This window comes from Rhizobium sp. 05L419 (genome assembly GCF_056397845.1).
Window position 1 is genome coordinate 337,900 of sequence record NZ_JBFTOF010000001.1, and the last position, 15,151, is coordinate 353,050.

Annotated in this window: 14 protein-coding genes and 1 pseudogene; 8 read left to right on the forward strand and 7 right to left on the reverse strand. The window is 60.9% G+C overall.

Going from position 1 to position 15,151, the window contains the following annotated elements; all coding sequences use genetic code 11:
* Positions 1–4: 4 nt before the first annotated feature.
* Together gatC and AC1DMK_RS01780 are read right to left on the reverse strand one after the other, a co-directional pair.
* Positions 5–292, reverse strand: coding sequence for an Asp-tRNA(Asn)/Glu-tRNA(Gln) amidotransferase subunit GatC (gatC, locus tag AC1DMK_RS01775; protein ID WP_477856799.1), 288 nt, complete (start codon positions 290–292; stop codon positions 5–7).
* 124 nt (positions 293–416) lie between these two features.
* On the reverse strand, positions 417–1,121 hold the full coding sequence (locus AC1DMK_RS01780) for a metal-dependent hydrolase (RefSeq protein ID WP_477856800.1): 705 nt from the start codon (positions 1,119–1,121) through the stop codon (positions 417–419).
* 117 nt (positions 1,122–1,238) lie between these two features.
* Between AC1DMK_RS01780 and ruvX the strand changes: the two genes are divergently transcribed.
* On the forward strand, positions 1,239–1,733 hold the full coding sequence (ruvX, locus tag AC1DMK_RS01785; protein WP_477856802.1) for a Holliday junction resolvase RuvX: 495 nt from the start codon (positions 1,239–1,241) through the stop codon (positions 1,731–1,733).
* Here ruvX and AC1DMK_RS01790 read toward each other — a convergent pair.
* The 5 genes from AC1DMK_RS01790 to AC1DMK_RS01810 form a co-directional block, all read right to left on the reverse strand.
* A complete protein-coding gene (locus AC1DMK_RS01790; protein WP_037063492.1) occupies positions 1,670–2,002 on the reverse strand; it encodes a DUF6105 family protein in 333 nt (110 codons plus the stop codon). The two genes, ruvX and AC1DMK_RS01790, sit on opposite strands and share 64 nt — an antisense overlap.
* Entirely contained in the window at positions 1,999–2,172 is a 174-nt protein-coding gene (locus AC1DMK_RS01795; protein ID WP_477856804.1) for a hypothetical protein, read from the reverse strand. Before AC1DMK_RS01795 ends, AC1DMK_RS01790 begins: the two co-directional genes overlap by 4 nt.
* Positions 2,173–2,291: 119 nt before the next feature.
* Positions 2,292–2,954, reverse strand: coding sequence for a TetR/AcrR family transcriptional regulator (locus AC1DMK_RS01800; protein ID WP_037063490.1), 663 nt, complete (start codon positions 2,952–2,954; stop codon positions 2,292–2,294).
* Positions 2,955–3,081: 127 nt separating this feature from the next.
* Positions 3,082–3,726: a GNAT family N-acetyltransferase gene (locus tag AC1DMK_RS01805; RefSeq protein ID WP_477856806.1), complete on the reverse strand. Its 645-nt coding sequence runs from the start codon at positions 3,724–3,726 to the stop codon at positions 3,082–3,084.
* Positions 3,726–5,375 (reverse strand): acyl-CoA dehydrogenase family protein, encoded by a 1,650-nt coding sequence (locus tag AC1DMK_RS01810; RefSeq protein WP_037063485.1) that lies wholly within the window; start codon positions 5,373–5,375, stop codon positions 3,726–3,728. The genes AC1DMK_RS01805 and AC1DMK_RS01810 overlap by 1 nt, the downstream gene beginning before the upstream one ends.
* A gap of 181 nt (positions 5,376–5,556) precedes the next feature.
* Between AC1DMK_RS01810 and AC1DMK_RS01815 the strand changes: the two genes are divergently transcribed.
* The 7 genes and pseudogenes from AC1DMK_RS01815 to AC1DMK_RS01845 all read left to right on the forward strand — a co-directional run bounded on the left by AC1DMK_RS01815 (position 5,557) and on the right by AC1DMK_RS01845 (position 14,982).
* Positions 5,557–6,513: an aspartate carbamoyltransferase catalytic subunit gene (locus AC1DMK_RS01815; protein ID WP_037063482.1), complete on the forward strand. Its 957-nt coding sequence runs from the start codon at positions 5,557–5,559 to the stop codon at positions 6,511–6,513.
* Entirely contained in the window at positions 6,510–7,799 is a 1,290-nt protein-coding gene (locus AC1DMK_RS01820; RefSeq protein ID WP_477856809.1) for a dihydroorotase, read from the forward strand. Before AC1DMK_RS01815 ends, AC1DMK_RS01820 begins: the two co-directional genes overlap by 4 nt.
* 44 nt (positions 7,800–7,843) lie before the next feature.
* Positions 7,844–8,464, forward strand: a complete 621-nt coding sequence (gene plsY / locus AC1DMK_RS01825) for a glycerol-3-phosphate 1-O-acyltransferase PlsY (RefSeq protein WP_477856810.1) — start codon at positions 7,844–7,846, stop codon at positions 8,462–8,464.
* A pseudogene (locus AC1DMK_RS01830) lies at positions 8,395–9,005 on the forward strand (DNA-processing protein DprA); the annotation flags it as partial. The gene plsY and the pseudogene AC1DMK_RS01830, both read left to right, overlap by 70 nt.
* 472 nt (positions 9,006–9,477) lie before the next feature.
* The gene (gene topA / locus AC1DMK_RS01835; protein WP_477856812.1) at positions 9,478–12,129 is read left to right on the forward strand and encodes a type I DNA topoisomerase; all 2,652 of its coding nucleotides are present in this window, start codon (positions 9,478–9,480) and stop codon (positions 12,127–12,129) included.
* A complete protein-coding gene (rnr, locus tag AC1DMK_RS01840; protein WP_477856814.1) occupies positions 12,126–14,498 on the forward strand; it encodes a ribonuclease R in 2,373 nt (790 codons plus the stop codon). Before topA ends, rnr begins: the two co-directional genes overlap by 4 nt.
* Positions 14,499–14,529: 31 nt before the next feature.
* Entirely contained in the window at positions 14,530–14,982 is a 453-nt protein-coding gene (locus tag AC1DMK_RS01845) for a DUF983 domain-containing protein (protein WP_477856815.1), read from the forward strand.
* The last annotated feature ends 169 nt before the right edge of the window (positions 14,983–15,151 follow it).

Here is a 15,151-nt window from a genome sequence, read left to right on the forward strand (position 1 = left end):
GGCCCTATTCGACGACCTTGGGTACCAGGAAGAAATTCTGATCGGTAACAGGCGCATTGGAAACGATATCGGCGGCCTTGCTGCCGTCCGTCACCTGGTCCGTACGCTTCTTCATCGCCATCGGGGTGACCGAGGTCATGGCCTCGATGCCCTCGACATTCACTTCGGAAAGCTGCTCGACGAAGCCGAGAATGCCGTTCAACTCGCCAACCATGCGGTTTGCCTCTTCTTCCGAGACGGCAATACGAGCAAGGCGCGCAACGCGCTTGACGGTGACAAAGTCGACGGACATGACATTCTCCGGATAGGATTTTTCCTACCCGCTATAAAGGCCATGCCCGCGGTGTGCAACGGGCATGGCTTCCTGATTGCGTAGAATTCCGTCGCCCGATTCGGGGCGAATCAGGCCTCTTGCATCAAAGCGAAAGGCTTTCGCCCGACTTGATCGCCTTTACATCGGTCTTCGAGCCATCCATGCCGGCGACGAACTTTTCCGGGGTCTGGTCGATGATCGGGAACGTGCCGTAGTGGCAGGGGATCGCGGTCTTGAAGCCAAAGTAGCGCTGGCATGCAAGCGCGGCGACCGCACCGCCCATGGTGAAGCGGTCGCCGACCGGTACGAGGCCGATGTCAGGCTGGTGCAGTTCGTTGATCAACGCCATGTCGGAGAAGATGTCGGTGTCGCCCATGGCGAGGATCGAGGCTTCGTCATCGAAGTGGAGCATCAGGCCGTTCGCGTTGCCAAGCGCGTGGGACACGCCGTCCTCGGTGATTTGCGCGGAGGAATGCAGCGCGTTGGTGAAGGTCGCCGAAAAGCCGCCGAGCGAAACCGTGCCGCCGGTATTGCCCATCTCGATCTTTGATAGGCCCTTGGAGCCAAGCCAGGCGGCAAGATCGGCGTTGGCAAGAACCACGGCACCGGTCTCCTTGGCGAGCGCAACCGTATCGCCCACATGATCGCCGTGGCCGTGGGTCAGAAGGATGTGGGTGACACCTGCTGTCACGTCCTTCAGATTCTGGCCGGCGAAAGACGCGTTGTGGGTCAGGAAGGGGTCGAGGAGAATCGTCGCCTTTCCGGTCTCGATGCGGAAGGCCGAGTGACCTAGCCAAGTGATCTTCATGAAATCAATCCTTTTATTCTGGATGCAAAAGCGTTCTTCGATCGTTATGGACATATCCGATGCGGTCGCAAAGAAAAGCGGCGGCCGCTTCAATTTCTTTTGACGGGATGGACGACAATGACGGTGCTGACGATAGAGGAACTGGCGGAAGCGCTTCAGCCCGGACAGGCCATTGCCGGCCTCGACCTCGGCACGAAGACAATCGGGCTCTCCATGTCGGATCTCGGGCGGCGCTTTTCGACCCCGAGGCCGGTCATCAAGCGCGAGAAGTTTTCGATCGACGCCCTGACGTTGCTGGCGTTTGCAGCAAGGGAGAAGGTCGCCGGTTTCATTATCGGCCTGCCTATGAACATGGACGGCTCAGCTGGACCGCGCGTGCAGGCGACACGTGCCTTCGTGCGCAACATGGAGCAGAAGACAGCCCTGCCATTTGTCTATTGGGACGAGCGGCTGTCGACGGTTGCCGCCGAGCGTGCGTTGCTGGAGATGGACGTATCACGCGCCAAACGCGCCGAACGCATCGATTCGGCGGCCGCGAGCTTTATCCTTCAGGGCGCTCTCGACAGGCTGTCCTTGCTGGCAAGAGCCGGTTCGGACGATTTCGACGCCTGACGCGCCTGCCACCAGGCGATGATCGTCTTGCGCTTGCGGAAGGCGACAATGGCGAAGACAACGAGGCTGTCGACGGCGATTGCGCGCGCGACGAGCGGCGGAATTGTTTCCGGCGGAATGCCGAGAACGTTGCCATAGATCTGGAACGTCAGATCATGCACCTGACGGCTGAACATGTAGATGCCGAAGCTGATGTCGTAATAGGAAAGCCAGTACCAGCCCGCCAGAAAGACGATCGGACCGGCCCAGAAGATCAGGAACCACTTCATGCCGTCGCCTCTCCATGTCTCCGGCCGGACGGACGCTCATGCGAAACCAGCCATGTGGATAGCACCATCAAGCTCAGAACCGTCGCCGGAACTGCAATATCCAATGCCAGGACGGCAAAGAAGATCATCGCGCCGATGAGTAACGCCGTTCTTGCGATCTTGGTTCCCATGGCTCCGGACTCTCACTTTGAACTCTCCGGTACCCTGTCTCCTTAACGCCAACCTCGCAACGTAAACCATTTATTAAGGTTAACGTCCCGGCGCATGGCTGTGGAAAGGCTAGTCCATCTCAACCATAGACGCCGCGAACGATGCGTTTCAGTGCGGTGGCGGCCTTCTCCCAGTCCTTGGATGTTTTCAACGCGAGGCCGGCGCATTGGCCGCCGGCGGACGCAGACAGAACGAGATGTTGGATTGCCGCGATCAGAATCGCGTTGACAGCGACGGCATCGACGCCCTTCGGGGGCGCAAGCGATCCGCGCATGCGCTCCAGCCAGTTGGCGAGCGCCTTGGACCGGGCTTCGGAAAGCCGCCTCACCTGCTCGGTATTCTCCGAGACCTCCCAGGCGACGATTCGCCGAACCAGCGGATCGTCCCGCAGGGCCTCGAGGAAAAGGAGCGACAACCGCTCCATCAGATCGCCGTAGGTGAGCAGGAACATGCCGCCGGTGTCTTCCGGGATGCGGTCCTTGACCCATGTACCGAGATCGGCTCCGATCGCTTCCACGAGGCCGTTCAGCCCTCCATAATAGCGATAGATGAGCTGCTTGTCGCAACCGGCGCGGCGGGCGACAGCATTGATGCCGAAATTCTGGAAGCCCTCCTCCGCCAGCAGAGACTTCGCGGCATTGAGGATTGCCTTTTCTGTCGCACTGCGATCGCGAACGCGCCTTTCCGGTTCGGTGCGGATCGCGTCGGCAACTGGAATTGGCACTAGAGGGTCATTCAGCATCAGGGATTCGATCCGATTTGTCACTTAGCGGTGAGTAGCAACGCCACCTAAAACCAGCAACGGACAAGCCTTTGAAAGATTGTGGATAGCCCGCTTTCAGGTACGGCAATCCAACAAAAGTCACCGTTTAGTGACAAATTTGCTGCGCATCAAACCCGATCGTCTGTCCGAACCATGCAGTGCGGTCGGATACAGCAACGAATGGCGGCTCAAGGCGTCGGAATCCGCGTGAACCCCAGAAACGCAGCGCATTGTGATTGCCCGCATTGGCGCCGAGATGAACGCCGTTTACGCCGTTGCTGCGGGCGTTCGACACCCACAGATCGAGAAGCCTGGTGCCTATCCCCTGACCCCGCAGTCGCGGCAGGAGGTTCATGTGGATATGGGCGGGAAAGGCGTCGACCATTGCGTCCGGCGCAGGAGGCGGATGGTGGATCGCGGCGATGCGTTTCTGGTCCGCGTCCCAGATGGAGGGATCACCTAGCGGATCTGTGTAAGCCTTTCGAAGAGCCGGCCACCAGTCCCGTTCAAGCCGCTCCTGGAAAGCGACCGTATCGAAGACGCCGACAATATAGCCCGCCACACCCTCGGAATCTTCTGCCACGAAGGCTGTTTCCGGACTGAGCTGCACATAGGGCGCGGAGTATATGTGGCCGATAAGCTTTCCGTCGCGATGCAATCCGGACGCGTCACTGCCTGCGTCGCCTGTCAGAAGCGAAATAGCATAGATCTGGTCAAGATCATCAGCCAGAACTGGGCGCAGCGTCGTCATCAGGCCGCTGGCGGATAGAGCAGGTCGACGATGTAGCTGGCGTCGAAGCGCGAATCGAGCATGCCGTAGGTCGCTCGCCAGCCGCCCGCCAGGCGGGTTTCGATGAAGGCGTCGGCGATCCGCCCTGCCCCAAGCCTGTATAGCTCCGCAGCACCTGCTGCGAGCGCAAGCTGTTCGACCAGAAGCCGGGCAGCGCCCTCGTCCCGTTCGCAGAGCGCCATTGCAGCGCGCAGGACATCGATGGTCTTCTTTCCGGCCGGCCCCAGATCGCGCGCGAGGCCGGCGAAGACGGTTTCAAAAAGATCCTTGCCGCGGTTCAGGATGCGCAGGACATCAAGCGCCATGACATTGCCGGAGCCCTCCCAAATCGCGTTGACCGGAGCCTCGCGATAGTGGCGGGCGATCGGGCGGTCCTCGATGTAGCCGCTGCCGCCGATGCACTCCATCGCCTCATAGATCAGCGCGGGCGCGATCTTGCAGCACCAGTACTTGGCAACCGGCGTCATGACGCGGGCGTAAGCGGCGTCTTCAGCGCTGCCGCGTGCTTTGTCGAATGCGTCTGCAAGACGGAAGGAAAGTGCTGTCGCAGCAGCGACGTCGAGCGCCATGTCGGCGAGCACGCGCGTCATGATCGGCTGGTTGACGAGCATCTTGCCGAAGACGCTGCGGCCGCGGGTGTGGTGCACGGCCTCTGCCAGCGAAGCACGCATAATGCCCGACGAGGCCAACGCGCAATCGAGGCGCGTCAGTGTCACCATGTCGAGGATGGTACGGACGCCGGCATCCGGGCCACCGAGCAGGAAGCCGAACGTATCGTTGAATTCGACTTCGGACGAAGCGTTGGAACGGTTGCCAACCTTGTCTTTCAACCGCTGGAACTGCAGGCCGTTTGCAGAGCCATCTTCCAGCAGGCGCGGGACGAGGAAGCAGCCCATGCCTTCCTTCGTCTGGGCCAACATGATGAAGGCGTCGCTCATTGGCGCCGACATGAACCACTTGTGACCGGAGAGGCGGTAAATTCCCTCGCTGACCTTTTCGGCAGCGGTCTTGTTGGAGCGGACATCGGTGCCGCCCTGCTTTTCCGTCATGCCCATGCCGATCGTCACGGCTGATTTCTGCATGGCGGGCTTGTTGGTCGAATCGTACTTGCGCGAAAGGATCTTCGGCGCCCAATCCTTTTGCACGCTCGGAGAGGCCGAAAGAGCGGCAACGGAGGCGCTCGTCATGGTGAGCGGGCAGAGGTGGCCCGATTCGAGCTGCGCGGTCAGATAGAAACGTGCCGCCCTAATCTTGTGGGCTTCATCCTTGGCATCGGCATCCGCCTGCGGGTCCCAGACCGAGGAATGAAGACCTGATGACATCGAGCGGCGCATCAGCGCGTGCCACGCGGGATGAAACTCGACAACGTCCAGGCGCTCACCGCGCGGCCCATGGGTGCGCAGCTGCGGCACGCCCTGGTTTGCCATGCGCGCCAGCTCCTGCGCCTCCGGCGAGGTGACATAACGGCCCATGTTGTCCAGGTCGTCACGGATGCCACGCGGCAGCGAGCCCGTCAGGTCGACGATCAACGGATCGGACCTATAGGCATTGATTCCGGACCACAGGCTCGGCTGATTGAGTTCGGCGAGTTTTTCTTCGGCGGGCGTCATGAATCGCTTCTAGTGCAAGTGGCAGGCAAAGGGAAACCGGAAGTTACGATTTTCCGTCGCTCTTGGTTTAGCTGAATTGCCGGAAAATTGCAGAGGGACATGGGCCTTTGCCCACAGGGCGTGCTTGCCGTGGCCTCGCTCACTCTTTATAGAGCCGCTGACGACAGCAAGAGGCAGGTTCATGGTCTTCTTTCCCCACCGCCACCTCATCGGTATCAAAGGGCTCACGGAGCAGGATATCACCTTTCTTCTCGACAGGGCCGACGAGGCCGTCAAGATCAGTCGACAGCGAGAAAAGAAGACGTCGACGCTGAGGGGCTTGACGCAGATCAACCTCTTCTTCGAAGCCTCGACGCGCACGCAAGCCTCCTTCGAACTTGCCGGCAAACGACTTGGCGCCGACGTGATGAACATGTCGGTCGGCAATTCGTCGGTCAAGAAGGGCGAAACGTTAATCGATACGGCGATGACGCTGAACGCGATGCGGCCCGATGTGCTGGTGATCCGCCATTCGAGCGCGGGCGCCGCGGCACTGCTGGCGCAGAAGGTCTCGTGCTCGGTGGTCAATGCAGGCGACGGGCAGCACGAGCACCCTACGCAGGCGCTGCTCGACGCCCTCACGATACGCCGCGCCAAGGGCAAGCTCTCCCGCATCATCGTCGCCATCTGCGGCGACGTCCTGCATTCGCGCGTCGCGCGGTCGAACATCCTGCTTCTGAACGCAATGGGCGCACGCGTCCGTGTCGTAGCACCGGCAACGCTGCTGCCGGCCGGGATCGCCGACATGGGCGTCGAGGTGTTCCATTCGATGAAGGACGGCCTGAAGGACGCCGACGTGGTGATGATGCTGCGCCTGCAGCGCGAGCGCATGTCCGGCGCCTTTGTGCCGTCGGTACGCGAATACTTCCATTTCTATGGGCTCGACGCGGAGACGCTGAAGGCGGCAAAAGAGGATGCACTGGTCATGCATCCCGGCCCGATGAACCGTGGCGTCGAAATCGCCTCGGAGGTCGCTGACGGGCCGCAGAGCGTGATTGCCGAGCAGGTTGAAATGGGGGTTGCGGTGCGCATGGCCGTGATGGAGACACTGCTTGTCTCGCAAAACCAGGGGCCCCGCAGCGAAGGAGCCGGCGCATGAGCAATTCGATCGTCTTCCAGAACGTGCGCATCGTCGATCCCTCGCGCAATCTCGATGAAATCGGAACGATCGTCGTCAAGGACGGCATCATCGTTGCCTCGGGCAAGGATGCACAGAACCAGTGCACGCCCGAGGGCGCGACGGTTCGCGATTGCACCGGGCTCGTTGCGACGCCCGGCCTTGTCGATGCACGCGTTCATATCGGCGAGCCAGGCGCGGAACACCGCGAGACGATCGCTTCGGCCAGCCGCGCGGCAGCGGCCGGCGGCGTCACATCGATCATCATGATGCCGGATACCGATCCTGTTATCGACGACATCGCGCTGGTGGAGTTCGTCAAGAAGACGGCGAAGGACAAGGCGCTGATCAATGTCTACCCGGCAGCGGCGATCACCAAGCATCTTGCCGGCGAAGAGATGACCGAGATCGGCATGCTGATGGAAGCCGGCGCGGTGGCGTTCACCGACGGCCGCTCCAGCGTGCACGACACGCAAGTCCTGCGTCGAGTAATGACCTATGCGCGCGAATTCGGCGCGGTGATCTCCTGCGAGACACGCGACAAATATCTCGGTGCCACCGGCGTCATGCACGAGGGGCTGTTTGCAAGCTGGCTCGGCCTTGGCGGCATTCCTAAGGAAGCTGAACTGATTCCGCTGGAACGCGACCTTCGCATCGCCAAACTGACGCGCGGTAAATATCACGCTGCGATGATCTCGGTGCCGGAATCGGTCGAGGCAATCGAAGTCGCCAAGAGCCGGGGCGCAAACGTCACCTGCGGCATCTCGATCAACAATCTGGCGCTCAACGAGAACGACATCGGCGAGTACCGCACCTTCTTCAAGCTCTACCCGCCGCTTCGCTCGGAGGACGATCGCGTGGCGATGGTGGAGGCGCTGGCAAGAGGCGCGATCGACATCATCGTGTCCTCGCATGATCCGCAGGACGTCGACACGAAGCGACTGCCCTTCGGCGAAGCTGCCGATGGCGCAGTGGGCCTCGAAACGATGCTGGCGGCTGCACTTCGCCTGCATCACAGCGGCCATGTCAGCCTGATGCGCCTGATCGATGCCATGTCGACGCGCCCCGCCCAGATCTTCGGCCTCGAGGCGGGCACGCTGAAGCCGGGTGCGAAGGCGGATATCGCCTTGATCGACCTGGACGAGCCTTGGCTTGTCTCGAAGGACATGCTTCTTTCCCGCTCGAAGAACACGCCCTTCGAAGATGCGCGCTTCAGCGGACGGGCTGTTGCGACCTATGTCGCCGGGCAATGCGTGCACACACTATAAGAAGTCCGGACGATAAGAAGACTGAATGAGGCCCGGAGGGGGATATGATTTCTGATCTCATGACTTGGCAGATCACGCTGCCGATCGCCTTGATTGCCGCTGCCACAGGCTACCTGCTCGGCTCCATCCCGTTTGGGCTCTTGCTCACGAGGGCTGCCGGGCTAGGCGACGTCCGCAGCATAGGGTCGGGCAATATCGGCGCCACCAATGTTTTAAGAACCGGCAACAAGAAGCTTGCCGCCGCGACGCTCGTGCTCGATGCGCTGAAGGCGACCGCGGCCGCCTGGATCGTCGGATACTTCCTTGGCGACGAGGCGGCGCTGATTGCCGGCTTCTTTGCCTTCATCGGGCACCTCTTCCCAGTCTGGATCGGGTTCAAGGGCGGCAAGGGCGTGGCCACCTATATCGGCACGCTGCTGGGCGTCGCGCCGGTCATGGTGCTCGGCTTTGCGCTCGTCTGGCTGGCGATCGCATTTACGACGCGCTACTCATCGCTTTCCGCGCTTGTGGCAATGCTTGTCATTCCGGTTGCATTGTGGCTACTGGGAGCTGAGAAGGTTGCAGCAGTCATGGCGGTCATGACGGCGATCTCTTACTGGAAGCACAAGGCCAACATCTCCCGTCTCATCGGCGGGACGGAAAGCAAGATAGGGGCGAAGGGATAGGACGCACGCAGCGCATCGCGTGGCTGCGCCTCATTCGCTCCGACAATGTCGGCCCCGCGAGCTTTCGCGACCTCATCAATCACTTCGGCTCGGCAGAAACCGCTCCGGTGGCTTGCGATTGCGGGCGTAGGGCTACACCATAGTCTCAGGTCTTGCCCGCGGCATCGACACCGCTGCGCATTGGGCAAGTCTGGACACCGGAACAATCGCCGCGATGGCGTGAGGGCCCGATCAGCCCTACCCGCCCGGGAACGCCCGTCTGCTTGAGAAAATCGGGAATGGCAACGGACTGGCGGTCAGTGAGATGCCGTTCGGCTGGGAGCCTCGCGCACGTGACTTTCCCCGCCGAAACCGGCTGATGATTGCCGGGATTGCGCTTGGCGTGGTCATCGTTGAGGCGGTAACGCGCTCGGGGTCTCTGATCACCGCCCGGCTCGCGGGTAAATTCGGAAGGCTGGTCTTTGCCGTGCCCGGCTCTCCGCTTGACCCGCGTTGCCATGGAACCAACGGCCCGCTGAAGGACGGCGCCGTGATCGTGACGACATTATCGAGGCAGTGGCGCCGCCAACCGGCGGGCTCGTCTCTCTTGCGATGGACGCATGAGGCATTACATGCGGACATGCAGATCGCTCGCGTCGACATAGGCCATTCCTTTTCCGCCACCTGACGCAACTCGGCGAGCATCTGCTTCACGAAGGCGACGTTCTGGCTGGAGCGCGATCGTCCGGCATCTTTCTTTGCGAACTTAGCCGCGATGGAATAGACTCAGATCCTATCGAAAGGGCGGCGCGGACCACCGCGAACGACGCTTCAAAAACGATAGCACAATAATCAAAAATTGTAGTACGACAATTCTATCTCAATGGTTGTATCGTGTTGTAATCGATAAAAATGCATCCAAAACACTTGACCGAGACGATTTACCTGTCCATGTCGGATAACCGGCAACCGTGACATGGCAGGGTCTCTGTCTGCTTATAGGCCGGCCAACTTCCTTTTCTTAGAGAATCATCATGAATGTTGTAGTGGTGGAATCGCCTGCCAAGGCAAAGACGATCAACAAGTATCTGGGTCCTGGATACAAGGTGCTCGCCTCCTTTGGCCATGTGCGCGACTTGCCCGCCAAGGACGGCTCGGTGCTTCCCGACCAGGACTTCGAAATGCTCTGGGAGGTCGATGGTGCTTCGGCCAAGCGCATGAAGGACATCGCCGATGCGGTGAAGTCTTCCGATGGCCTGTTCCTCGCGACCGACCCGGATCGTGAAGGCGAAGCGATTTCCTGGCATGTCCTAGATATGCTGAACAAGAAGCGCGTTCTGAACGGCAAAACGGTCAAGCGCGTGGTCTTCAATGCGATCACCAAGAAGGCCGTGCTCGATGCGATGGCCGATCCGCGCGATATCGACGTGCCGCTTGTCGATGCTTATCTCGCGCGACGTGCACTCGACTATCTCGTCGGCTTCAATCTATCGCCCGTGCTTTGGCGCAAGCTGCCCGGCGCGCGTTCGGCCGGACGCGTCCAGTCGGTGGCTTTGCGCCTCGTCTGCGACCGTGAATCCGAGATCGAACGCTTCGTCTCTGAAGAATACTGGAACATTTCGGCGCTCTTGAAGACGCCGCGCGGCGACGACTTCGAGGCGAAGCTGGTTGCCGCCGGCGGAAAGCGGTTGCAGGCCCGGTCGATTGGAAACGGTGAAGACGCCGGCGCGCTCAAGGCCCTGCTCGAAGGCGCGTCCTATGTTGTCGATACGGTTGAGGCGAAGCCCGTCAAGCGCAACCCGGGACCACCCTTTACAACCTCCACGCTACAGCAGGCTGCTTCCTCCAAGCTGGGATTTTCGGCTTCGCGGACGATGCAGGTCGCCCAGAAGCTCTATGAGGGCTTCGACATCGGCGGCGAGACGGTCGGCCTCATCACCTATATGCGTACGGACGGCGTGCAGATGGCGCCTGAGGCGATAGATGCGGCACGCAGTGCCATTGTCGATCAATTCGGCCAACGCTACATGCCTGAAAAGGCGCGCTTCTATTCCACCAAGGCAAAGAACGCTCAGGAAGCGCACGAAGCGATCCGCCCGACGGACTTCAACCGTACGCCCGACCGGGTACGCCAGTTCCTCGATGCCGATCAGATCAAGCTTTACGACCTGATCTGGAAGCGCGGCATCGCGAGCCAGATGGCATCTGCCGAAATCGAGCGCACCACGGCCGAAATTACCGCCGACAACAATGGCCAGAAGGCCGGTCTGCGCGCCGTCGGTTCGGTTGTCCGCTTCGACGGCTTCATCGCCGCCTATACCGATCAGAAGGAAGATGGCGAGCAGAGCGACGACGGCGACGAGGATGGCAGGCTGCCGGAGATCAATGCGCGCGAAAGCCTCGCCAAGCAGAAGATCAACTCGACGCAGCATTTCACCGAACCGCCGCCGCGCTATTCGGAAGCCACGCTGATCAAGAAGATGGAAGAACTCGGCATCGGCCGCCCCTCCACCTATGCGGCGACCCTGGCAACGCTGCGCGACCGCGAATATGTGACCATCGACAAGCGCAAGCTGATCCCGCAGGCCAAGGGCCGCCTCGTGACAGCATTCCTCGAGAGCTTCTTCACCAAGTATGTCGAATACGATTTCACCGCTGATCTCGAAGAGAAGCTCGACCGGATTTCGGCAGGCGAACTGAACTGGAAGCAGGTGCTGCGCGATTTCTGGAAGGATTTCTTCTCCCAGATCGAGGACACCAAGGAACTGCGCGTCACCAACGTTCTGGACTCGCTGAATGAATCGTTGGCGCCGCTCGTCTTCCCCAAGCGCGAAGACGGTAGCGATCCGCGCATTTGCCAGGTCTGCGGCACCGGCAATCTGTCGCTGAAGCTCGGCAAGTACGGCGCCTTCGTCGGCTGCTCGAACTATCCGGAGTGCAATTTCACCCGTCAGCTTTCGTCGGAAGGCGGCGCGGAGGCGGATGGCGGCGCACTGAACGAGCCGAAGAACCTTGGCACCGATCCGGTAACCGGTGAAGAGCTGACGCTGCGTTCCGGCCGATTTGGTCCATATGTCCAGCGCGGCGACGGCAAGGAAGCCAAGCGCGCGTCGTTGCCGAAGGGCTGGAAGCCCGACGATCTCGACTACGAAAAGGCGATGGCGCTCATTTCGTTGCCGCGCGACATCGGAAAGCATCCCGAAAGCGGAAAGATGATATCGTCGGGCATCGGGCGCTATGGGCCCTTCCTGCTGCACGATGGTTCCTACGCCAATCTCGAAACAGTCGAGGACGTGTTCTCGATCGGCCTCAACCGTGCCGTGACCGTGATCGCCGACAAGGCAAGCAAGGCACCGGGCGGGCGGGCGACTGCGGCGGCGCTGAAGGAACTCGGCGACCACCCCGACGGCGGCGCGATGACCGTGCGCGACGGGAAATACGGCCCCTACGTCAATTGGGGCAAGGTGAACGCGACGCTGCCCAAGGGTACGGATCCCCAGGCACTCACCGCCGAGGAGGCCCTCGTGCTGATCGCGGCAAAGGCCGGCAAGGCGCCAGTTGCCAAGGGCAAGGCGAAGCCTAAAGCCAAAGCCGCCGCAACCGAGGCCAAGGCGACCAAAGCCACGGCAAAGCCGAAATCGACCAAGACGAAGACGCCCACGAAATCGAAGAAGAGCCAAGAGTGAGCAGAATTCCGCGCGAGAAAATGAAAGGCATGGGCAAGCGTCCCGGCAAAATCGGACGCGCAGGCAACGAACCCGCCGTCGAGCAGCAAACTATCGCTCACGGCGCCCTGCCCTCTCGCGAGGTAATCCTGCGGTTTATTGCCGATCATCCGCAAAAGGCATCCAAGCGCGAACTCGCCAAGGCGTTTGGGCTCAAGGGGGAGAACCGTGTCGAGCTGAAGCAGTTGTTGCGGGAGCTTGAGCAGGAAGGCATGCTGCAGAAGACCCGCAAGTCGCTGATCCGCCCGGGCGCGTTGCCACCGGTTACGGTGCTTGACATCACGACGCGCGACAAGGATGGCGAATTGATCGGCCGACCGGCGGAATGGCCAGACGAAATGGGTGTGGCGCCAGCGGTCGCGATCCGTCAATCTTCGTCTCCAGCCGGGCGCAACGGCAAGGGCAAGGCTCCGGTCGCCGGCATGGGCGATCGCATTCTTGCCAAGATCTTTCCCGCCACCGACCGAGGCGGGCCCTCTTATACGGCGCGTATCATCAAGATCCTCGATAAGCGCCGCGGCGCCCTTCTCGGCGTATTCAAGGACGCGCCAGGCGGTGGTGGCCGGCTGCTGCCGATCGAACGGCGCGGCGAGGAAATGCTGATCGATCCTGATTACAAGGGCGAAGCCAAAGACGGCGACCTCGTCGAAGTCGAGGTGGCGCGCCTCGGCCGCTTCGGGCTGCCACGGGCAAAGGTGCTGTCGATCGTCGGTTCGGTGGCTTCGGAGAAGGCGATTTCGATGATCGCTATCCACGCGCACGGCATTCCCCATATTTTCCCGCCCGCAGTCGTTGCCGAAGCCGACGACGCAAAGCCTGCGACCATGTCGCACCGCGAGGATTGGCGCAGCGTCCCGCTGATCACCATCGACCCCGCCGATGCCAAGGACCACGACGATGCGGTGTATGCCGAAGTGGATCCGTCGCCCGACAATGTGGATGGCGTCATCGTCACAGTCGCTATCGCCGACGTCTCCTACTACGTCCGTCCGAATTCGCCGCTCGACCGCGAGGCGCTGAAGCGCGGCAACTCGGTCTATTTCCCAGACCGCGTCGTGCCGATGCTGCCGGAGCGGATTTCGAACGACCTCTGCTCTTTGAGAGAAGGGCAGGATCGTCCTGCTCTCGCCGTACGCATGGTGTTTTCGAAGGAGGGCCGCAAGATCGGTCATACCTTCCACCGCGTCATGATGAAGAGCGCGGCCAAGCTTTCCTATCAACAGGCGCAGGCAGCGATCGACGGCACGCCCGACGACAAGACCGGCCCGATGCTCGAGCCGATCCTGAAGCCGCTGTGGCATGCCTATAAGGTGATGACCCGCGGACGTCAGCGCCGTCAGCCTCTCGAGCTCGATATGCCGGAACGCAAGATCCTGCTGAAGCCCGACGGCACGGTGGATCGCGTCGTCGTGCCGCCACGGCTCGATGCCCACAAGCTCATCGAAGAGATGATGATCCAGGCGAACGTCTCGGCTGCCGAAACGCTGGAGAAAAAGCGACAAACCCTGATCTATCGCATCCATGACGGCCCGACTCTCGCCAAGCAAGAAGTGCTGCGCGAATTCCTGGCGACACTCAGCATTACGCTGCCGAAGGGCGGCAACATGCGCGCCAACAATTTCAACGGCATTCTCGCCAAGGCTGCAGACACACCGCATCAGACGATGGTCAACGAGATGGTGCTGCGCTCACAGAGCCAGGCCGTCTATAGCCCGGAGAACATCGGCCACTTTGGTCTGAACCTGATGAAGTACGCGCACTTCACCTCACCGATCCGCCGCTACGCCGATCTAATCGTGCATCGCGCGCTGGTCGGTTCGCTCGGTTTTGGCGAAGGGGGCATCACGCCTGACGAGGAAGCAGCGCTCGACGACATCGCTGCCGAGATCTCCACCTTCGAGCGCCGCGCCATGGCGGCCGAGCGCGAGACCGTGGATCGGCTGATCGCGCATCATCTTGCCGGACGTGTCGGCGAGGAATTCGAAGGACGCGTAGGAGGTGTGACGAAATCGGGACTATTTGTCGCCCTTCCAGACTATGGAGCCGACGGCTTCGTTCCTATATCTACCCTTGGAGCGGACTACTTCATTTATGATGAAGCGCATCAAGCGTTGTCTGGCGAGAAGACCGGCCTCGGTTATCGCCTGGGGGACAGCGTCACGGTGAAACTTGCGGAAGCCATTCCGCTCGCCGGCGCGCTTCGTTTCGATATGATCAGCGAGGGGCGTAAGATGCCGACCGCTGTGCGTTCGTTCCACAAGTCCGGCCGGCGCGACGCAAACGCGGCGCGCAAGAAGGCCGGAACCAGGCCGCCGCGAGGGCGGCGATAGGCGTGTAGGGACGCCAGAAAAGGAAGCGACCATGACGACCACCTCAAGCGACCAGGCCATCCATTTCGGCGATATTGAGGAGGTCAAGCGCCCGCTCTGGCAATCGATCAAGCGCGGCCTGTTGTGCCGTTGCCCTGCATGCGGCAGTGGCAGGCTCTTCAGGAACTTCCTGAAGCCCGTGGACAATTGTGCGGCCTGTGGCGAAGCGATGCATCATCACCGCTCAGACGACCTTCCTCCCTATCTGACGATCGTGGTCATCGGCCACGTAATCATTGCCGGATACATGATGACCGACATGGTCTGGCCGATGCCGCTCTGGCTCACCTTCACCATATGGACGCCAATCACGTTGCTCGCCACATTGCTGGTTATCCAGCCGATCAAGGGTGGCGTCATAGGGCTGCAATGGGCGATGAAGATGCATGGCTTCGGTGGACATAGCGGCGACGACGAGTACGAGATCCCTGGCCGCCGCCGCTAGGCAATCGTCAGGCTTTCACCATCACGACACATTTCGCGTGTAGTGGGCAACGCTCGAACAAGCTGCGGTCAGCGCGTCGCAGCGAGAAGTCGAATGCGTTCCATGGTAAGCTCTGTTGTCTGTACCTATCCAAAATCATTCAGGTTATTGCCGCCGGCGCCTTTCATCT

Bases quoted from the DNA above. Each gene is read 5' to 3' on its own strand.
- gatC (WP_477856799.1), bottom strand. From the start codon at position 292: ATGTCCGTCGACTTTGTCACCGTCAAGCGCGTTGCGCGCCTTGCTCGT.
- AC1DMK_RS01780 (WP_477856800.1), bottom strand. From the start codon at position 1,121: ATGAAGATCACTTGGCTAGGTCACTCGGCCTTCCGCATCGAGACCGGA.
- ruvX (WP_477856802.1), top strand. From the start codon at position 1,239: ATGACGGTGCTGACGATAGAGGAACTGGCGGAAGCGCTTCAGCCCGGA.
- AC1DMK_RS01790 (WP_037063492.1), bottom strand. From the start codon at position 2,002: ATGAAGTGGTTCCTGATCTTCTGGGCCGGTCCGATCGTCTTTCTGGCG.
- AC1DMK_RS01795 (WP_477856804.1), bottom strand. From the start codon at position 2,172: ATGGGAACCAAGATCGCAAGAACGGCGTTACTCATCGGCGCGATGATC.
- AC1DMK_RS01800 (WP_037063490.1), bottom strand. From the start codon at position 2,954: ATGCTGAATGACCCTCTAGTGCCAATTCCAGTTGCCGACGCGATCCGC.
- AC1DMK_RS01805 (WP_477856806.1), bottom strand. From the start codon at position 3,726: ATGACGACGCTGCGCCCAGTTCTGGCTGATGATCTTGACCAGATCTAT.
- AC1DMK_RS01810 (WP_037063485.1), bottom strand. From the start codon at position 5,375: ATGACGCCCGCCGAAGAAAAACTCGCCGAACTCAATCAGCCGAGCCTG.
- AC1DMK_RS01815 (WP_037063482.1), top strand. From the start codon at position 5,557: ATGGTCTTCTTTCCCCACCGCCACCTCATCGGTATCAAAGGGCTCACG.
- AC1DMK_RS01820 (WP_477856809.1), top strand. From the start codon at position 6,510: ATGAGCAATTCGATCGTCTTCCAGAACGTGCGCATCGTCGATCCCTCG.
- plsY (WP_477856810.1), top strand. From the start codon at position 7,844: ATGATTTCTGATCTCATGACTTGGCAGATCACGCTGCCGATCGCCTTG.
- topA (WP_477856812.1), top strand. From the start codon at position 9,478: ATGAATGTTGTAGTGGTGGAATCGCCTGCCAAGGCAAAGACGATCAAC.
- AC1DMK_RS01845 (WP_477856815.1), top strand. From the start codon at position 14,530: ATGACGACCACCTCAAGCGACCAGGCCATCCATTTCGGCGATATTGAG.